This window comes from Thiomicrorhabdus sp. (assembly GCF_041583835.1).
In the GTDB taxonomy this organism is placed as follows: domain Bacteria; phylum Pseudomonadota; class Gammaproteobacteria; order Thiomicrospirales; family Thiomicrospiraceae; genus Thiomicrorhabdus.
In genome coordinates this window covers 50,039-69,889 of record NZ_JBFHFC010000001.1, presented here as the reverse complement: position 1 = coordinate 69,889, position 19,851 = coordinate 50,039, and the positions used below count along the sequence as shown (strand labels likewise).

The 19,851-nt window shown below is 44.6% G+C and carries 15 protein-coding genes and 3 tRNA genes; 4 read left to right on the top strand and 14 right to left on the bottom strand.

What is annotated here, in order from left to right; genetic code table 11:
* Positions 1-3 precede the first annotated feature (3 nt).
* Entirely contained in the window at positions 4-1,149 is a 1,146-nt protein-coding gene (locus tag ABY044_RS00300; RefSeq protein WP_373016960.1) for a GNAT family N-acetyltransferase, read from the top strand.
* Positions 1,150-1,226: 77 nt separating this feature from the next.
* On the opposite strand, the gene ABY044_RS00295 is transcribed toward ABY044_RS00300, so the two are convergent.
* The 6 genes from ABY044_RS00295 to ABY044_RS00270 form a co-directional block, all read right to left on the bottom strand.
* On the bottom strand, positions 1,227-3,185 hold the full coding sequence (locus tag ABY044_RS00295; protein ID WP_373016958.1) for a hypothetical protein: 1,959 nt from the start codon (positions 3,183-3,185) through the stop codon (positions 1,227-1,229).
* Between the two features lie 225 nt (positions 3,186-3,410).
* Positions 3,411-3,668 carry a cell division topological specificity factor MinE gene (minE, locus tag ABY044_RS00290; protein ID WP_373016956.1) on the bottom strand — a complete coding sequence of 86 codons (258 nt, stop codon included), beginning with the start codon at positions 3,666-3,668 and terminating at the stop codon, positions 3,411-3,413.
* Between the two features lie 13 nt (positions 3,669-3,681).
* On the bottom strand, positions 3,682-4,494 hold the full coding sequence (gene minD, locus ABY044_RS00285; protein ID WP_373016954.1) for a septum site-determining protein MinD: 813 nt from the start codon (positions 4,492-4,494) through the stop codon (positions 3,682-3,684).
* Positions 4,495-4,567: 73 nt separating this feature from the next.
* On the bottom strand, positions 4,568-5,260 hold the full coding sequence (gene minC, locus ABY044_RS00280) for a septum site-determining protein MinC (RefSeq protein ID WP_373016952.1): 693 nt from the start codon (positions 5,258-5,260) through the stop codon (positions 4,568-4,570).
* 282 nt (positions 5,261-5,542) lie between these two features.
* Positions 5,543-6,052, bottom strand: coding sequence for a hypothetical protein (locus tag ABY044_RS00275; RefSeq protein ID WP_373016950.1), 510 nt, complete (start codon positions 6,050-6,052; stop codon positions 5,543-5,545).
* Positions 6,053-6,105: 53 nt separating this feature from the next.
* Positions 6,106-7,644, bottom strand: coding sequence for a choice-of-anchor F family protein (locus tag ABY044_RS00270; protein ID WP_373016948.1), 1,539 nt, complete (start codon positions 7,642-7,644; stop codon positions 6,106-6,108).
* Positions 7,645-7,925: 281 nt separating this feature from the next.
* On the opposite strand from ABY044_RS00270, the gene ABY044_RS00265 reads away from it, so the two are divergent.
* On the top strand, positions 7,926-8,750 hold the full coding sequence (locus ABY044_RS00265; protein ID WP_373016946.1) for a helix-turn-helix transcriptional regulator: 825 nt from the start codon (positions 7,926-7,928) through the stop codon (positions 8,748-8,750).
* A 114-nt stretch (positions 8,751-8,864) separates the two neighbouring features.
* Here the strand turns inward: ABY044_RS00265 and ABY044_RS00260 are convergent, their stop codons facing one another.
* From ABY044_RS00260 to uvrC, 6 genes are all read right to left on the bottom strand, one after another.
* Entirely contained in the window at positions 8,865-9,227 is a 363-nt protein-coding gene (locus ABY044_RS00260; RefSeq protein WP_373016944.1) for a hypothetical protein, read from the bottom strand.
* A gap of 359 nt (positions 9,228-9,586) precedes the next feature.
* A tRNA-Leu gene (locus ABY044_RS00255) sits at positions 9,587-9,673 on the bottom strand.
* A 61-nt stretch (positions 9,674-9,734) separates the two neighbouring features.
* Positions 9,735-9,808, bottom strand: a tRNA-Cys gene (locus ABY044_RS00250).
* A 4-nt stretch (positions 9,809-9,812) separates the two neighbouring features.
* Positions 9,813-9,887 (bottom strand) — tRNA-Gly (locus ABY044_RS00245).
* A gap of 116 nt (positions 9,888-10,003) precedes the next feature.
* Positions 10,004-10,582: a CDP-diacylglycerol--glycerol-3-phosphate 3-phosphatidyltransferase gene (gene pgsA, locus ABY044_RS00240; protein WP_373016942.1), complete on the bottom strand. Its 579-nt coding sequence runs from the start codon at positions 10,580-10,582 to the stop codon at positions 10,004-10,006.
* Between the two features lie 178 nt (positions 10,583-10,760).
* A complete protein-coding gene (uvrC, locus tag ABY044_RS00235; RefSeq protein ID WP_373016940.1) occupies positions 10,761-12,665 on the bottom strand; it encodes an excinuclease ABC subunit UvrC in 1,905 nt (634 codons plus the stop codon).
* A gap of 54 nt (positions 12,666-12,719) precedes the next feature.
* Here uvrC and ABY044_RS00230 point away from each other — a divergent pair, with 54 nt between their 5' ends.
* Positions 12,720-13,670 (top strand): S49 family peptidase, encoded by a 951-nt coding sequence (locus tag ABY044_RS00230; protein ID WP_373016938.1) that lies wholly within the window; start codon positions 12,720-12,722, stop codon positions 13,668-13,670.
* A 197-nt stretch (positions 13,671-13,867) separates the two neighbouring features.
* The gene (locus ABY044_RS00225; RefSeq protein WP_373016936.1) at positions 13,868-15,463 is read left to right on the top strand and encodes a diguanylate cyclase; all 1,596 of its coding nucleotides are present in this window, start codon (positions 13,868-13,870) and stop codon (positions 15,461-15,463) included.
* Between the two features lie 141 nt (positions 15,464-15,604).
* On the opposite strand, the gene acnB is transcribed toward ABY044_RS00225, so the two are convergent.
* Both acnB and ABY044_RS00215 read right to left on the bottom strand, forming a co-directional pair.
* The gene (gene acnB / locus ABY044_RS00220) at positions 15,605-18,178 is read right to left on the bottom strand and encodes a bifunctional aconitate hydratase 2/2-methylisocitrate dehydratase (protein WP_373016934.1); all 2,574 of its coding nucleotides are present in this window, start codon (positions 18,176-18,178) and stop codon (positions 15,605-15,607) included.
* A 246-nt stretch (positions 18,179-18,424) separates the two neighbouring features.
* Positions 18,425-19,702 carry an Nramp family divalent metal transporter gene (locus ABY044_RS00215; RefSeq protein ID WP_373016932.1) on the bottom strand — a complete coding sequence of 426 codons (1,278 nt, stop codon included), beginning with the start codon at positions 19,700-19,702 and terminating at the stop codon, positions 18,425-18,427.
* Positions 19,703-19,851: the final 149 nt, after the last annotated feature.

The window sequence follows — 19,851 nt, the reverse complement described above, 5'->3', positions numbered from 1 at the left end:
CACATGCAAGACTATCAAGTTGAATTTCATCAGCGCATTGCCGACTTCTCGCCTGAAGAATGGAACGCTCTGGTTACGGATAACAATCCGTTCGTACGCCATGAATTTTTAGACGCACTTGAACGACACAAGTGTGTCAGTGCAGAGTTTGGCTGGATACCGCACCATATCGGTATTCGCCATGACGGTCAATTGATAGCGGTCATGCCCCTGTACGAAAAACACAACTCGTATGGCGAATTTGTATTCGATCACAGTTGGGCCGATGCTTGGCAAAGAGTCGGATTGTCCTACTTCCCCAAACTGGTCACATCCGTTCCCTACAGTCCGGTTGCCGGTCCACGCTTTCTAATTTCCCATCGTTATTGCAGAGAAAATTTGCAAAGCCTGATTGTGCAACAGGTACAGACATTTGCTTTGACCAACGGATTCAGTGGTTGGCATTTTCTATTCGCCAATGAAAGCGAACAGTCCTGGCTATCCAATCAAGATGACTTTTACACTCGTCACGACTGCCATTTTCACTGGTTCAACCGCCAATACACCTATTTTAACGATTTTCTAAACGCATTGACGGCCAAAAAGCGTAAGAACATCAAGCAAGAACGTAAAAGTATTGAAAAAGCAGGGATTAATTTACGCGTACTCGACGGCCACACAGCCAGCGACGAAGATTGGCATTTATTCAGCCATTTTTACTATAAAACCTTTACCGAAAAGTGGAGCACGCCAACACTTAATGAAGGCTTCTTTAAGTCAGTGGCAAAAGCCCTACCGGAACAAACCGTATTGGTCATGGCGGATGACGTCAATGGCCGCTGCATTGCCGGGGCATTGATGTATCGAAGCGACAGTGTCCTCTTCGGACGTCACTGGGGGTGTATCGAAGAGATAAAAAACCTGCACTTTGAAGCGTGCTATTACCAGGGAATCGAATACGCCATTCAGCACAAGCTGGAACGCTTTGAACCAGGTGCGGGAGGCGAACACAAAATCGCCAGAGGTTTCATCCCTGTCGAGACGATGTCATCTCATTGGGTAAGTCCGAATCCATTTCCGGAAGGCTTGGCTCAATTTGTCGTCGAAGAAAGAAACGCCATAGAAAACTACATGGCAGAATGTATGGAACACTCGCCTTACAAAGAGTGACTCTTTTAAGAAAAAAACGAATGGGTATAAAAAAAGGGGCTGAAAAGCCCCCTTCTTATAGTTTTAGGATAAGTCTTTTATTGAACTAATCCAGTTGTACCGCTGGTAGTACCTGAAACCGAATCTGTACTAGAAGTACTGTCCGTTGCAGCGGTTGCAGTGGTTGCATTGATAATGGCCTGCATCGCACTCAAGTTAAATGGCTTGAACACGCCAGTCTCAACAGAACCGTCCGCAGGCAAGCTCTCATCCAAGCGATAATCGTTAGTACCGTCGGTTGTGAAAATCTGATATTCAACCTTAAGGACACCATCATCAGAATGCGCGCTTGGAATCGCAAGATATGGCGTGACATTATCAGCCAAAGTACCGGTTAGAATGTTACCCAATGTCATCTCGGTATTCGCTAGACACGTTGCGTTTCCAGATGTGGCATAAGCATTTTCATCGTACTTACAAGCAGAAACCACTTGGGTACCGTCTGTAGCATTCGTTTTGACATTGAACTTAAGCTGTTCTTCGCTCCACGTCCATTGGTTAATCATATCAGCACGCAAAGTCGCGTCCTTATAGAAGTCACCAAACGTATAGCCGCCGAACTGGTAAGGATCAACTACTTCACAGGCATATTCGTCGCCGGTTGAAGTAGTGTCAAGTGTCGGACACAATGTCGCAAAATCGGCAACCTGGCCGATATTACCCATGTGTAAAGCCGGAGTTTCACTGTAAGCGAACTGGTAAACATAGTCACCTTCCGCAAACGTTACACTTGTGTCAGCCCCATCATAATCTTCAGCCGCTTTTTCAATGTCCATTGTTTTACCTGCCAAAGACATCTTAGCCACACTGAACACCTGCAACTCGTTACCGTCAGGAGTCGTAAATGTAATCGAACCATCCGCATTCTGGGTTACAGGCATGCTAGCGATGTAATCATCCGGTGACTGAGCCGCCAAACGGGTTGCAACTTCCGCTTCGCTTTGAAGACCTAGGAAAGACTGTACATCCACTTTTGCTTGATAGAACGCATCCTGCAACATACCCATGACTTCAACCATTGGTGTTTTTGTCGTTTCGGTTGTACCGGCTTGCATCATTTCTTGGTAACGCAAGTTCATGAAGACCGCACCACCCGCGTTAATAGCTTCAACAGGAGTGATTGTCTCAGAAGATTCCAACAGCGCAAACTCTTCTTTCGAGTCTTCATAATCCTGGTCAGTCATAGAAGACAGCGAAGAATCATCGGTTTCGTCCGATTTAGTGTCAGCGAAATCAATATCGACTTCACCGTTATCTTCAATATGGATCTTGGCTGCAGAGTAAATCGAAGGCAACTGGGCGCTAACTGCATTGGCAACGATCAATTGAATTTTCTTGGCATCTTCTTCCGTTAGTTGCACACCTTGGTTCTGCAATGTGGCTGTCAATGTTTCAGTGAATGTCGCCAATACACGTGCGACCACCTGAGCGGTCTGGTGAATGACTTTATAGTTTGCATCACCGGCTTTACCCGCTTCAATGAAGTTTTCATACAAATCTACGTCATTATCGGCAGTAACACCTAATTCACTTTTAACGCTTGCTTCCGCCTGTTCCGGAGTCATGGAAGGATTTAATTCGAGTTTTGACTGAATCATTGTCGTAATCGGACTTACAAATTCAGGTTTACCAGCCGGTGCGGAAAGCACATAGTCTTTAACGACTAAACCGACGCCGTCCACCGCTTTGATATCGCTATCGACGGTTTGACCGGCGATCACCTTAGCGATCACTGCAGCACTGGCGATTTGCGCCGCTGTCGCATCTAATGAATAGTTACCGTCGGCATCGGTCGTCGTGCTCGGTTCACCTGCATCACATAATTTGTTTGCATTCAAATCAAGACAGACCTCTGCACCCTCAAGATAACCATCGGCAACCACACCGGTTACCAAACTGCTGCTTCCACCACCGGTAGTAGATCCACCACCGCAAGCTGTCAATCCTAATGAAGCAGTAAACATCGCCGTCCAAATGGCCTTTTTGTTCAAACTCATCCTTATCACCTTTTATTAAAATATGAATTATTCGTTCGGCCCAAAAGAATTCCTTATCTCTTCGCCAAAGCGTTTTTTATATGCAAATTTAATACTAAAGTACAATACTAAAAACCAACAGAGTAAATATTCTTTACACCCCTAAAATTCATAAAACTGTCACAAAACCACCGACATAAAAAAACCCGGCATAACCGGGTCTTAATTTCTAAATATCGAATAGTTTCAATGACTTTCAGGTAAAACCAAGTTCAATTCCAACACTTCGAAACCGTCTGCTTCATCAACCGAAATCTGCAACTTGTCCTGATCAATATCGACATACTTAGCAATCACTGCCAAAATTTCTTCACGCATTTTAGGCAAATAATCCGGAGTATTACGCTCGGAACGCTCATGCGCCAATAAGATCTGTAAACGATCTTTAGCCACATTTGCGGACTTCTTCTTTCTTTGTCCAATAAGATAATCGAGTAATGCCATTCTTTACTCCCTATTACTTGCCAAACAATTTTTTGAACAGGCCTTTTTTCTCAACCGTTAAGAAGCGGTGTTCCACTTCTTCGCCCAAGAAACGATCCACCACATCATTGTATGCCTGTGCCGCTGCGGAGTTTTCATCAAGAACGACCGGAGAACCGGCGTTAGACGCGTTCAACACATCTTCGGATTCCGGAATCGCTCCCAACAACTTAACATTCAGCAGATCAATTACGTCTTCCACCGACAACATTTCACCGGTTTCGACGCGAGCCGGATTATAACGAGTCAATACCAAGTGCTCGACAATCGGTTCATCGCCTCTTTCGGCGCGTTTGGATTTGGCTTGCAAGATGCCCAAAATACGATCTGAATCGCGTACAGAAGAGACTTCCGGGTTTGTCACGATCAGGGCTTCATCGGCAAAATACAGTGCCAGCTGTGCACCCTTTTCGATACCCGCCGGTGAATCACAAATAATATAATCAAAGCCGGCTTCTTTCAGGTCTTCAATGACTTTCTCTACACCTTCCAAAGTCAAAGCATCTTTGTCGCGGGTTTGCGATGCCGCCAAAATATACAGATTCGGTACGCGCTTGTCTTTAATCAAAGCCTGCTGCAATGAAGCTTCACCCTGTACAACATTGACGAAGTCGTAAACCACCCGACGTTCGCATCCCATGATCAAGTCCAGGTTACGCAATCCCACATCAAAATCGATGACCGCGACCTTATAACCTTTTAAAGCCAATCCTGTTGAAAAACTTGCACTTGTGGTGGTTTTACCCACGCCTCCCTTACCGGAGGTCACTACGACTACACGAGACACTCTGACTCCTTTATCATCTAGCAGTTAGATGGTGATATGTTTCTAAATATTGTTTCTAAATAATTTTACTTAATTATAGTAGTTTAAAATTTAATTGCTCGTTCATTAACGAAACTTCGACGAATCCGGTTTTATACTCCGGCAAAATGTCTTCGGACAGCTGGTAAAGTCCGGCGATGCAGACCAATTCCGCATCGATTTTCTGTGCGAAAATACGCGAAGTCGTCTCTCCTTGCGAACCGGCGAACACCTTGCCACGAATCGCACCGTACACATGAACGTTACCGTCGGCGATAATCTCCGCACCCGGATTTACCGACCCCATTACGATCAGATCGCGATCTTTTGCATAAACCTGCTGTCCTGAACGTACGGAGTGGTTAATCACCATCGCCGTTTTCAATCCGCCCTGTTCTTCGACACCGGTCTTCTCCGCCTTCTCTTTAGAGCGTTTTTTTGCTTTCACCTCGTCGGTAAAAACGGCTAAACCGGCATAGTTCGCTTGTTCTTTAATCGCTTCGTCCTGAGTGCGAATACCGATCGGAATCATCTGTTTCTGATGCAACAGCTCTACGAGCAATGCTAAAAAGGTTGGGTCGAGATTTTCGACTTCCGGTTCCAGTACCACCGGAATACCGACAAAGAAATCAGGCGCCTGACTGACCTTGGCTTCCAAAGCTTGCTTGGTCTGTTCGATATCGTTACTGAAAAGTTTTAAAACCGTTAATGAAAGAATAGACCCTTTAAGATCAATGACTTTATTCATAATGATATTTTTAATCTCTGAAAAAGGTTAAGAGGCTTCTATGAGCAAAGCAGTCTACTAGAGCCTTCCAAGCCTGTCAATTCGGGCTTTAAGCATTGCATGAAAATCGCAAAAACCTTATCGAAATACAGAATTATTCTTTATATTTGAAGTTATGAAATCCGGTATACCCAATATTGGGGTAGAAAACAGATGGGCTGGTTTTGCTTATGCGGCAGCATTAGTTATCAGTATCAACTGCAAATTGAATCTGATGTGTGTGGTGATTCAATCTTTACGGAATTAATCAGAGAGGTCGGAACGAATCGGTTTGATAACCTCAACGTAATGAGTATAAAGAAAGAACAGTCCCACTGTCAGTAACGCAATGGAATAGCGCCCTATCCAGTCATGGACGATGTGAAACAGATCGGGATGGTCGATGACAACCAGAGTAACCAATAGCATACGTAATGTATTAATCGCCAATAGAGCAAAATAACCGATTAACACCCACTGGATTTTACTCTTCCAGAATGTTGGATAAGCCAAAATTGCGGCAAGTAATAAGAGAAAAGGCGTCAATCCGTTGCACTCGTGCAGAATCTTCAAATGAAGACCGTTTGCCAGCAACAGAGTATCTGCCTGAAGTCGAACCGGAAGATCAAATCCCGAAACCCAAAGCTGTGTAATGCTGATGGTCAATTCGGTTTGCAGCTGATTGACGATAAAAAAAGGGCTAAGCCCCTCAAAAAAGACCAAAAAAAAGAGCGATCCCACCCAGATGCCATAGCGTATAGCAAAGCCTAACATCTGAATGGGTCGCCCTTTATGGTCACTTTCTGTTTAATCGTTTCAGCGATTAATTATTTAGAAAGTTTTCTGCGCGCAACCAAAGCACCCAAGCCCAAGAAACCAAGAATGGTTGCCAATAAGCTGGTGTTATCGTAAGCGCTGAAACCGCTGCTGCTAGAGGCAACATACTGGTCTAAAGTAGTCGGTGCTTCGTTAACCGTTTCCATATAACCTGGAACCGTCTGTTCAGTTGCTTCTATCGGAATTAAACGCAATGTAAAAGTAGTCGCATCCGGCGTTAACGTTAAATCGCCTAAATCAACAATGTAACTCAAACCTAAGTTAACCGTATCTTCGATACCGCCAACATAATACTGAGAGTTAGCCGCCCAAGTTGCCAAGACATCCATGCTAACCGGCGCATAGTTATCCGCAGCGCCTTTCAACCACTGATAATCAGCTGCGGCCGTATTTGGATCATCGCCCCACCACGCAACCAATTGATCGTCGGTATCAGGGTTATTATCAAAATCGTAGAAAATACCCTGTGGCTGATAAATGCTTGGTAACCAATCACTTCCGAACAATGTATGGTAAGTTGTTCCCATTACACCGGTTGAAGCGATTTCATTCTTTTTCACGTCCGTTGTTTCTGCTGCATAGAACCCGGCTCTGGCCGTGTTGTCGAAGAAGCCTGGCTCATGATGTGAATCACCCGGACCAAACAATCCTGACGAGAATGCCGCCATATCAGGTGCATCCCAAATATCGCCGCCACCGTCTTTTTCTCCGACGCCGTCAGACAAAGCAACAGCCGTAGCACTAGCCGATTGTGTAAATCCGGCACCCACACCCGTACCCACCTGAACCTTGAAACCGGACAAATGTTTACCTGTATAGTTATTCAACTTCTGTAGAACCATATAGATTTGCGAATTGGCAGTGTTATCTACGTTAAACACCAAATCGATTGAACTGTTCAAAGATGCAGGCAATGCACTGACTTTAAAACGCTTATGCGTCTGGAACGCACTATCACACATCGTTGGGTTTGGATAAGCCGAATCTAAGAAACCGTCCGACATAGTCGCTCCTGCCGGAAGCGTTTTGATACCGTCAACATAATCCGGATCGTCGGAAAAACGGTGATAAGCCGTACTCATGATACAGCTGTACGGCTTACCGTTGTTCATGTAAACGTCAGCCAAATCCGTATCAGTCAACACTTTAACGCCCGCAGGCTCACCAACCGGCCAGACTTTACTTGCTAATTTTGCCGTTGGGGTTCCGACACCATCGTTGACTTCATTGTAAAAAGTATCACCGTCGACCATAGCGGAATAAGTACCACTGGTTGCGTCGTATGATTTTGCAAGCTCGGCACCGGTTTCTGCATCCACAATTTTAACGGTTTGATTATCCAGGTTCATACCGCCGAAGCCGAACTGAATCGGGTTATATTGATCAAACGTAAAACCAGTAACACTGGCGCCCTGTGTACTAATGTCACTGTTCTGAATACCTTTGATGATATCAGCCTGTGCCGTTGATGCTGCCGCCAAACAAGCTGAAGCAATCACGCTCAGCTTAAATAATTTCGTTTTTTGCATAACTTACTCCGTACGGTTCTAACTTAGGAAATCAACTTCAAACGCATCATCAATAAATTAAACTAAGTAAAAATACTAACAATGTTTGTGTGGTTTATGATTTAGTATAAACAAATCCTAATGTAGTTACATCCCCCATTCGGGGGAATTTAAACTAAATCAGTAGATATTTTTAACTATCTTGATATTTATCAACAAGGACAAATTTTTTTTGCTATCTTTTTAAAACTAAATCCACATAATTTATGATAAATAAATAGGAAATTCAGGTACTATTTTCGATGCAATCTCAATCTAAGAATCTTTCAAACAGCCCCTGTTCATCAGAAACCAACCTATTTACTGACACGGATCTTTTGCAAAAAATCACACATATTCAAGCCTGTTTGATTTACGGTCATAATTTACAAGCCATTCTTAAAACAGAAGTACCGTTTATCACAGAAACCACAGAAAGCCAGATTATGGCGATCTGCTTGAATCAAAAAGACAAACTGCAATTCGAATTTGTATTGGACGCAAAAAAGCAATTAGTCAAAAACCTGAAAAAACTAAACGTCACACCTAATCTGCTCAACCTAAATACCTTCGCGGATCATCATCGAAACGAAATGCTTGAAGAAGGAAGCTATTTAAAACTGAATTCTCTACAGGAATTTTTTGAAGGCGCCTTAGATGTAGGAAAATGCCAACAACTTGAGCTGGCCCTCCACTTCGAATTCGCAATCATCCTGCCGATATTTAGTTACGAAGCAAAAAAAATCGGTTACAGCATTTTCTTATTTCAGAAAAACCAACACGCCAATCTGGTTAACCTCAAGAAAATCAATACGCTATTTCAAACGATTATCCAACCGTTATACGCAGAAGACACGAAAACATTCCATTCAAAATGTAATCGTGTCTGTACTGAAATGCCGATGCTCACCGGCACGGAGAAGCGTATTTTAAAATTGTTACTGCAAGCTAAGAGCTACCCCAAAATAGCTGACGAACTCAACATCAGCTTAAATACAGTCAAAACACATATGAAAAACATTTTCAGCAAATATGAAGTCCATTCAAAACTGGCTTTGTACAACAAAATCAAAGGCAACAACTTTTAACCCGATTGTCAATCTTCCCTTAGCACTCTCAACAAAATACTATATATCTATATACAAAAAAGGCCCGGTTAAAAACCGGGCCTCATGAGTTTAATTTCAATCCTATTCAGGAACTTAGCGCTTAGAACCGCCGCCACCGCCTGCTCGGTTCATAGAACCGTTTGATCCCATTCCACCGTCAAAACTACGATTCATCGGGCGATTTGTACTGCGATCGCTTCTATTACCGTCTTGCGTACCGTCACCGATTCGATCTTGGTTCTGTTTTTCATAACGGTATTCATAAGTATTCTTATATTGCTTCTGCTGCTGATTTGCCTTTGGCGCGTCAGGCCCTACACGCTCTTGCGTATTCAACTGAATCTGTTGTTGTGTTTGTGTCTGCGTTTGTGTGCTTTCTGCTGCTTCAGCCACCGCTGTCGTGCCAGTCAATACAACACCAATCATTCCAACTTTAATCATATCTTTAATAGTCATGTTCTCACCTTCTATTGGTAGTTTATGGAAGATTCCATTTGTTCTTTGAAGATATAATAAATGGGAAAAATTCACACGTCAACATAAAATGTAATTTTTTCACATATAAAATAGCGCATAGAGCACTACAACGTAATTGAAAATGAATTGATATTAAGTAAGTACAAATGAAACAAACAATTTACGAGGATACAGCGAAGCCTATAACAAAGGTACAAAGCATGTTATTGATGAAATAGAGTCTTGATGCTAACTAACGCAAAGAAATAATCCGAGGATCAGAAGAATTGAAACTAAAGGGATTCTTAATGTTCAAAGAGTTTTATTGAGAAGTTTTCAGTTCTTGATTCAAGAATGAATGGTGCCCAGGGCCGGAGTCGAACCGGCACAGTGTTTCCACCGGGGGATTTTAAGTCCCCTGCGTCTACCAATTTCGCCACCTGGGCATATAGAAAGTACCGCCGTACTTTATGCAATGTTCTTGTCAATTTACTTAGAGGGGTAAATTGGAGGCGGAACCCGGAGTCGAACCGAGGTCCACGGATTTGCAATCCGCTGCATAGCCACTCTGCCATTCCGCCATATTGGAGCGGGAAACGAGGATCGAACTCGCGACCCCAACCTTGGCAAGGTTGTGCTCTACCGCTGAGCTATTCCCGCTGATGAGGGCGTATTATAGGGGTTTCCCGTTTAAGGTCAAGCAATTTTACAAAAGAATCGAGTTTTTTAAACACAAAGGATAAAAGGGAAATACCGCTTATAAACCCAAATATCGACTAAGTATTTGATTCCGTTGAACGAATGATCTCAGGCAAAGCCGCACGGGTATATTGCACCCACGTCACCACAGTCAGAAACGCAGCAAAGTACAACATAGGGAATCCAAGCGCGCCCCAATCAACACCCCACAGCTCGCCGCCGTACAAAAGCCAAGTTAAAGCGGCTAACTGGGAAGCGGTTTTGATCTTACCTAGTTTAGAAACCGCAACGACTTCACGTGCATTATTTTCAGCCATCCACTCACGTAGCGCCGATATCCCCACTTCTCTCATCATGATGAGAACCGCCGATATGATGACCCAGATATTATCGTGATATTCCGCAGCAACGACAATCAACGCCGCAGCAACGATTAACTTATCCGCGACCGGATCCAAAAAAGCACCTAACTTACTGTCGGATCCCAATTTACGAGCCAAGAATCCGTCAAACCAATCCGTTATCGCTGCAATCATAAAAGCCAGGCCAGCCCAAAAACGGGCGTCTTCGATTGGAGCATAATAACAAATTAGAAATACGGGAATTAAAACGACTCGAGACCAAGTCATCATCATAGGAATGGACTGAACATTCATCTTCAAAATGTTTCTCTTAAAAATTTAAACTAGAATTACAAACTCAACAACGCAAATAATACTATCACGTTTAAATGAGTTTAAGCCGCTAAAACGTCCTCTAGCCACATAATAACCATTTTTTTTAAATGCTCTCAATTAAAAAACGATTAGCTTCCTTTAAACCCAATAAAAATACTTAAATACTGCCGTGAAAAAAGTCGTAAATCGACTGCGCTTTTTCCAAGCTAATGCCTTTTACTTTCGCTAATTCCTGTACCGATGCATTTTTGATTTCGCTTAAACCGCCAAAATGCAAAAGCAACGTCTTACGTGTCTTAGGCCCGACACCGTCAATCGATTCAAGGCTGGAAGACGTTTGGGCTTTTGTACGTTTGGCCCGATGCGAAGTGATCGCAAAACGGTGCGCTTCATCACGAATGTGATTAATCAAATGCAAAGCGATATCGTCCGACTCCAAATCGATGCCTTCGTCGTTATAGGGTGTATAGAGGATTTCCAACCCGGCTTTACGCCCTTCTCCTTTCGCAACCGAAACCAAAGGAACCGACTCTAGATTCAGTGACTTCAAAACGTCGATTGCCTGATTAAGCTGCCCTTTACCGCCGTCCACCACAATCAAATCCGGCAACCGTCCCTCTTCTTTCTGAATACGGCTATAACGACGCTCCAAAGCCTGATGCATGGCCGCATAATCGTCGCCGGACTGAATGCCCTGAATATTGAATTTTCGGTACTGCTGTGTATTGGGCACGCCGTCCGTAAACACTACGCAACTGGCGATTGTGTGGCTGCCCTGGGTATGACTGATGTCGAAACATTCCATCTGCACCGGCGGCTTGGCCAAAGCCAACACTTCCTGTAACGCCTTAACACGTTCGAACTGGGTCGCTTTTTGACCCAAGTGCTGTTTTAAACCGGTAATGGCATTCGTCATCGCCAATTGCACCAAACCTTTGGCTATTTGCTGCACCGGTTGTTGAATTTTGACCTTAAGCTGACGTTTCTCAGACAACCACTTCTGTAAAAGTTCTTGTTCTTCCAGCTTAATCGGCAGCAAAAGCACGGCAGGTACCGGATGACTTTCATAGTGTTGTGTAATAAATGCCGACAGAACCGCCGATTCATCGAGCTGCTGCTCCATCCAATCGATGTGTTTAGGGTAAAAGTGTTCACTTCCCCATAGATTACCGCCGCGATACATCATTAAACACACACAAACCTGATTGGCCTGTTCTGCGATCGCTAAAACATCCATATCTTGTGCGCCGGGCTGATTAATTAAATGCTGACTTTGAATAGCACGCAATGCGGCTATTTTGTCTCGATAAACAGCCGCTTTTTCAAAATCCAAATTTTCGGAAGCCGATTCCATATTGCGTCCGAGTTCGTCCACCACATCGAAACTTTTACCTTCTAAAAACATTAATGTATGACGCACGTCTTCGTCATAGTCTTCTTTGGTCACCAGTCCATCGACACACGGGCCCGAACAACGCTTGATCTGATATTGCAAACAAGGACGCGAACGATGATTGAAAACGCTTTCAGCGCATTGTCGAACCGGAAAGATCTTCTGTAAAGCCTGTAAAGTCTGGTGAACCGCCGACGCATTCGGAAAAGGACCGTAATATTTTCCGACACGGCGTTTGGCACCGCGATGATAACTCAACGATGGAAAGGTTTTACCTGTAGAAACAAAGACATAAGGATAAGACTTATCATCCCGGAACAAGATGTTATATTTGGGTTTAAGGCGCTTAATCAAGGTGTTTTCCAAGATCAACGCTTCACTTTCGGTATCGGTTACCGTGACTTCGATATAGGCCACTTGAGCGACCATCGAAGCTGTTTTGATCTCTTCGTGAGACTTTTTGAAGTAGCTTGAAACCCGGCGTTTTAAATTCTTGGCTTTGCCGACATAAATCACCTTCCCTTTTCCGTTGTACATACGGTAAACGCCCGGGCGTTGGGTTAGCTGTTTTAAAAACGCTTCAATATCGAATGCATGCACCGCTTGTTCCGGCACTTCGGTTTCGCCGGATTCCGGGCGCTCAGTTTTTTCGAGATTCGGTTGGGTCATAAGTATTTACAAGGTAAAATGCTTTTCGTAAATCAACATTATAAAGGATAAGAGATGGAACAAGGTCCACAAAACGACCCTCAAGGCTTTAAACGTCTGGCGGGCGCAGTCGAATCTTTAGTCAAACAAGAACGCTGGACGCGTCGCTTTGCCAATATTCTTAAATTGGCGGTGACCGGTTATATCGTCTTCTTTATCTATACCGCAATCAACAGCACGAACCAGTTCAAAGAACTGGACAGCGTCACGACGGGCGAACACGCAGCCATCATTAAACTTGAAGGCGCTATCATGCCCGGTTCAAAAGTCAGTGCCGAAACCTTGAATCCGCTTTTAAACAAAGCCTTCTCCAACCCTTCAAGTAAAGCGGTCATCATCCAAGCCAATTCGCCTGGCGGTAGTCCGGTGCAATCGGCCTTGATCAATGACGAAATCACCCGTTTGAAAAAGCTATACAACAAACCGGTTTATGTCGTTGTCGAAGACCTTTGTGCTTCCGGCTGTTACTACATTGCAGTTGCGGCTGATAAGATTTACGCCAATAAAGGTTCTATCGTCGGTTCTATCGGTGTTCGCATGGATAGCTTTGGTTTCACCGGTCTAATGGAAAAAGTGGGAATCGAAAACCGCTCTATGCATGCCGGAGAACACAAAACGTTTATCAACCCGTTTGCACCGGTTGACGAAGAGGGCCGCAAATTCTTCCAAGAACGTGTACTTGAACGTACCCATCAACAATTTATTGCCGCCGTACGTGCAGGACGCGGTGACCGCATTAAAGAAAATGACCTGACCTATACCGGATTGGTCTGGTTGGGTGACGAAGCGGTCGAGAACGGTTTAATCGACGGATTGGGCGATATGGGTTCCGTTCAGCGTGACGTTGTCGGCGTTAGCCGTAGTCGTGTTTATGAAGCCGATAAATCCTTATTTGAAGAGTTAATGGGAGACATCAGCAGCGAAACTTCAAGCAAGTTATCCCTATATCTTATGTCGCTCAAATAATATCGAGTTTCATATTCGGCGCTTAAACTTTAACAATTTAAGCGCCACTCCACACTTTTAGACCCTTCCACAAGCAATTCACATACAATTCAGATGCAATTTCAAAGAGATATACCCATTAACTCATATCAACATTACGGATTTAAGTGATATAATTCGCGGCTTATAGTCCATCAGAAGATTTCTTAAGGCGGAAAATGCAATCTTCCAAACGGTTAAGCCTGATCATCTCGATCGCAATCTTTGTAATGGTCAGCGCCATCAGCATTCTGTTTAATTACTACAATTACAGCTCCCAGAAACAGCGCCTGATCGAATACATCAGTACGGAAGAAACAAACAGTTTCAACTCCAGTAAGGCCGCCTTAAACAATAACGCACAAACGATTTTCAGTACCGTTGTTTTCAAGGACGATATCTATCGAAACATTGCCGATGCCTATCATGGTTCAAGCAAAGTGCGCGCTGAAAAACGTCATGAATTATTGGTAAAACTCTACCCTACCTACCAGTTATTAAAAACCAATAACATTCGTCAGCTTCATTTTCATCTGGCGGACGGCAGCAGCTTCCTTCGTTTCCACCGCCCAAAAATGTTCGGAGACCAACTCTACGAACGTCGCTACAGCATCAGTCGAGTCGACCAAACTCACGCGCCGGTAGAAGGCTTTGAAGAAGGCACCATCGTTAACGGCTATCGCCACGTCTACCCGATCATTTATAAAGACGAATACGTCGGCAGTGTCGAAATATCTTTCTCCATAGAGGCCATCTTCAATTCGATCATTCACGATCACAAAGAATTTTTCGGTTTACTGCTCCATAAAAGCGTAATCGAAAACAAAGTACTGTCCGAGGAACAGCGCAAAAACTATCAGCCTTCGAGTATATTGAAAGACTTCTTAGTCGATAAAAACATCCAAAGTCAAACCCAAAGCACCCTCTTTGAAAACACGACGCGCTCCAGAAAGCCGATTACGCAAGATAAGTTAGCCGAACTACATGCTGCAGTCCGAAAAGAGGTCGGCGAAAAATTTAACTATAAGTGTGAAAATTACCGCTTTGTCGCCAAGCTAAAAGACGAAGAATACCTTATCAACTTCTTCCCTTTAAAAAACATTCAGCGCCAACTGGTCGGATACATCGTCAATTATCAGGCGCAACCCGGGCTCCAGATCTTGTACCTGAATTTCATTCATAACACCGTGATCATCGGCACCCTATTGCTGATTATCAGTGTTCTGATGTACTTCTATCTTTCGAATAAAATTACTCGTCATCGTCAATTGAATAAAATGGCGAAAACCGACAACCTAACGGGAATCTTCAACCGAGCCTCGTTTAAAGACGCCCTAAAAGACAACATTAAGCTGAGTCGACAAACTCAGGCACCTTTAAGCATGATCTTTTTCGATATCGATTTCTTTAAGAAAATCAATGATAACTACGGCCACTTAATCGGCGACAAAGTGCTTCAAAAACTGGCCACTGTTGTTCAAGACGGCCTAACCCATACGGATATTTTTGCACGTTGGGGTGGAGAAGAATTTGTCATTTTACTCCCGGATACCGACCTTTATCATGCGGCCAAAGTAGCGGAACGCTTAAGAAAAAAATTAGAGTCGTTACAAGGTTTCGACTTCAATGTTACGTCAAGCTTCGGCGTTTCATGTTTACAACCTAACGATACGGCCGATACCTTTATGCATCGTGTCGACGGATTGCTATACCAATCTAAAGAGCAAGGTCGAAACCGCGTGACCGCCAAAAGTACTTTAACGTTTGAAGATTAACTTAATGAGAACTTCTCGAGCCGCTCGTTAACAATATTGCCAATGGATACATAGGCAAATACACTTTTCTCCAGACATAAAAAAACCGCCTGACGAAAACTCGTCAGGCGGTTTTTCATTTAACCGATTTCGCTTTGCGTATTACGCTACGGCAACACCGATGTCAGCCAAGTTCTTAGGCGATTCGACTTCGTAGTCCGCCATCTCGTCAAACTGCAAGTAACGGTAGACTTCATCACCCATAGTGTCCAGCATGCCGACGGCATCCATATACTCCTGAATGGTCGGAATACGGCCCAATACCGAGCAAACCGCTGCCAACTCGGCAGAACCGAGATAAACGTTTGCGCCGTTACCCAAACGGTTCGGGAAGTTACGGGTTGACGTAGAGAATACGGTCGCGCCATCAGCAACACGCGCCTGGTTACCCATACACAATGAACAACCCGGCATCTCGGTACGTGCGCCGACCTTACCGAAGATGCTGTAGTAACCTTCTTCGATCAACTGGCGTTCGTCCATTTTGGTCGGCGGTGCAATCCATAGACGAGTCGGTACGTTACCCATCTGCTCAAGAACCTTACCGGCTGCTCGGTAGTGACCGATGTTGGTCATACAAGAACCGATGAACACCTCATCAATCTTGGTGTTTTCAACTTCGGACATCAACTTGACGTCATCCGGATCGTTCGGACAAGCCACGATCGGTTCTTTGATTTCGTTCAAATCAATTTCGATTACGGCCGCATAATCCGCATCCGCATCCGCTTCCAACAACTCTGGGTTATCGATCCAAGCCTGCATCTCGTCACGACGACGCAATAAAGTACGGGCATCCTGATATCCGTTCTCGACCATCCAGTCAATCAAAGCCATGTTCGACTTCAAGTATTCGATGATCGGCTCTTCGCCCAACTTGACCACACAACCATTCGCAGAACGTTCGGCGGAAGCATCAGACAATTCAAATGCCTGCTCGACCTTAAGGTGTTCAAGACCTTCGATTTCCAAAACACGGCCGTTGAAGACGTTCTTCTTACCTTTTTTCTCGACGGTCAAGTGACCTTCCTGGATTGCCTGGTAAGGAATCGCGTTCACCAAATCACGCAATGTGATACCCGGCTGCATCTCGCCTTTGAAACGTACCAGAACCGATTCAGGCATGTTCAACGGCATCACACCCAAAGTCGCGGCAAATGCAACCAAACCGGAACCGGCCGGGAATGAAATCCCGATCGGGAAACGCGTGTGCGAATCACCACCGGTACCGACGGTATCCGGCAACAATAGACGGTTCAACCATGAGTGAATAACCCCGTCTCCCGGACGCAATGCAACACCGCCACGGCTTGTCATGAAGTCAGGCAATGAATGCTGTAATTTAATATCGACCGGCTTAGGGTAAGCAGCGGTATGACAGAAAGACTGCATCACCAAATCCGCAGAGAAACCTAGACAGGCCAACTCTTTCATTTCGTCACGCGTCATCGCGCCGGTAGTATCCTGAGAACCGACCGTTGTCATGTGAGGTTCGCAGTACATACCTGGACGAACACCCTCGATACCACACGCTTTACCGACCATTTTTTGAGCCAAGGTATAACCGTGCGCCGCTTCGGATTTATCTTGCGGACGCATGAATACGTCTGAAGGTTCCATTCCCAAAGCCTTACGTGCTTTGTCGGTCAAACCGCGACCGATGATCAACGGAACACGTCCGCCCGCACGAACTTCATCCGGCATGGTGTCAGGTGCCAACTCGAATGTCGAAATGGTTTCGCCGGCTTCGTTGGTAATTTTTCCTTCGTATGGGTAAATCGTGATCACGTCACCCATATTCATTTTTTCTACGTCACACTCGATTGGTAATGAACCGGAATCTTCAGCGGTATTGAAGAAGATCGGAGCGATCTTACCGCCAAGCACCACACCGCCCTGACGCTTGTTTGGAACGAAAGGAATATCGTCACCGAAAAACCACATTACCGAGTTCATTGCAGATTTACGGGAAGAACCGGTACCGACGACGTCACCCACGTAAGCAACTGGATGCCCTTTCGCTTTCAAAGATTCGATCGTACCGTCCACGTCATCCATTCTTGCCGCCAACATCTCTTTGGCGTGCAACGGGATATCAGGACGTGACCAAGCCGCCGTTGCAGGAGAAAGATCGTCCGTATTGGTTTCGCCTTCCACCTTAAATACAGTAACGGTAATGCTCTCAGGCATTTTAGGCTTGTTCGTGAACCACTCGGCATCCGCCCATGACTTCACAACCTGCATGGCGTAATCATTGGTTTTAGATTTTTCGACAACATCGTGATACGCATCGTAAACCAATAATGTTTTAGACAACGCAACAACCGCCGCTTCCGCAACCGCTGAATTCTTGCTGTCCAACAGTTCAATCAAAGGCTGAACGTTGTATCCACCCAGCATCGTTCCCAATAGGAAAGCCGCTTTTTCAGGCGCGATCAAATCAACCTTAATATTCTCTTTTGCGACATCAGCCAAAAAACCGGCTTTTACATAGGAAGCTTCGTCAACACCCGGCGGTACGCGATTACTTAATAGATCCAAAACAAATTCTTCTTCGCCCGCCGGCGGATTCTTAATCAACTCGACCACTGCGGCGGTCTGTTCCGCATCTAATGGAAGTGGCGGAATTCCTTGCTCTGCTCTCTCAGCAACATGTTGACGATAAGCTTCTAACATACATACATCCTCAAAAAATAAGTTTGCCATATTTTACCACACAGAAAGTAAAACGCTTAAGCCACTCGCCCCTCAAACAAAAAAAAATGATTCTGGATGTAATGACTGAGTAAAAGCTTATAGGACGGTATTTATCGTAATGTTTTTAAAACAACAAGTTAAGTACTTCAACCCGGATCCTTAGCACTCGTTAGGAGTACAAAACCAGGCTCATCTATCATCCAGTCTGACTGTAACAAATCTAAATCAGTGCAGATGAACAGGTTGGAGCCCTTCCCATAGCAACATTGCTAACAACCAAACATTAAGAGCAACGATAATAATGGTCGCTGTCCAAGCGGTGATTTTAGTTTTCAGATCATTCACCAAATCGCCCATCAACTGTTGATTGGATGTCATCATCACTAACGGAATCACTGCAAAAGGCAATTGCATAGACAGAATAACCTGCGACAACACCAACAAAGTTAAAGGTTTAGTGCTCAACAAGATCGCTATTGCGGCCGGAATCATTGTTGCTAAACGGATATAAACGCGGATTTTTAGAATATTGATAGGCCGTTTTTTGAAAAAGGATTCAAAAACAATTTGTCCGGCCAAGGTTCCAGTCGCCGAACTCGCCACACCGGATGCCAGCAAAGCAATCGCAAACGTCAAAGCGGCCGATCCGCCCAATAAGGGTCCAAGCGTGTGATAAGCCTCGTCAATATCGGTTATCAACAAACCCTTCTCATGAAATGCCGCCGACGCCATAATTAAAATCGATGAGTTAACGATCCAGGCAGCCGTTAACGCCAGTACCGTATCCCACTTCATCAATTTGTAAAATCGTTTCAAAGCTTCGCCGGCCGCACTTGCCCGCGTCGTCACTTGATGAGAGTGTAAATACAGATTGTGCGGCATCACGGTCGCTCCTAAAATCCCCATCGCAATAAACAGCGCCGTAGTATTCATAATCGTATCGTTAGGCACCGCCAATGCTTTAGCGACTTCGGTCCATTCGGGCTGCGCCAACCACAGTTCAACAACGTACCCTAGTCCGATCGTCGCCACAAAAGCGAAAATCGTCATTTCCACCCAACGGAATCCGAATCGTTCCAACCACAAAATCAATAGTACATCGAATATCGTTAAGAATATGGCCACAACCAAGGGGATATCGAACAGCAGGTTAAGAGCGACCGCCACCCCTAAAAATTCAGCCAAATCCGTCGCCACCATTGCCAGAGCGGCAGAAGACAGCAAAAAAGTTCCTCCCTTCCCCGGATATTGAGCACGAATCAACTGCGCCAGGTTTTTACCTGTTGCGATACCGAGCTTTGCACTCAACAACTGCATTAAAATTGCCACGAGCGACGCGAGTGTGATCACCCATAACAGATCATAACCATAGCGCGATCCCGCCTCGATCGAGGTCGCCCAGTTCCCTGGATCCATATACCCGACCGAAACCAGAAAGGCCGGGCCTAAAAAATACCAAAAAGAACGCGGCCTTTGCATCTGTTCTGCTGCTTGAACATTCATAATATTGCTTCTTGAATAGTGATCCACTCTCTTTTCAAACCTTGCCGAATTCAAGCAAGATTCCCTTTGTTTTTGGGCTTAATTTAATTCTTAAGGATCAAAATTTAGCCAAGACTAATTTTTTAATTAACTTTAGCAATTTTTTTCGT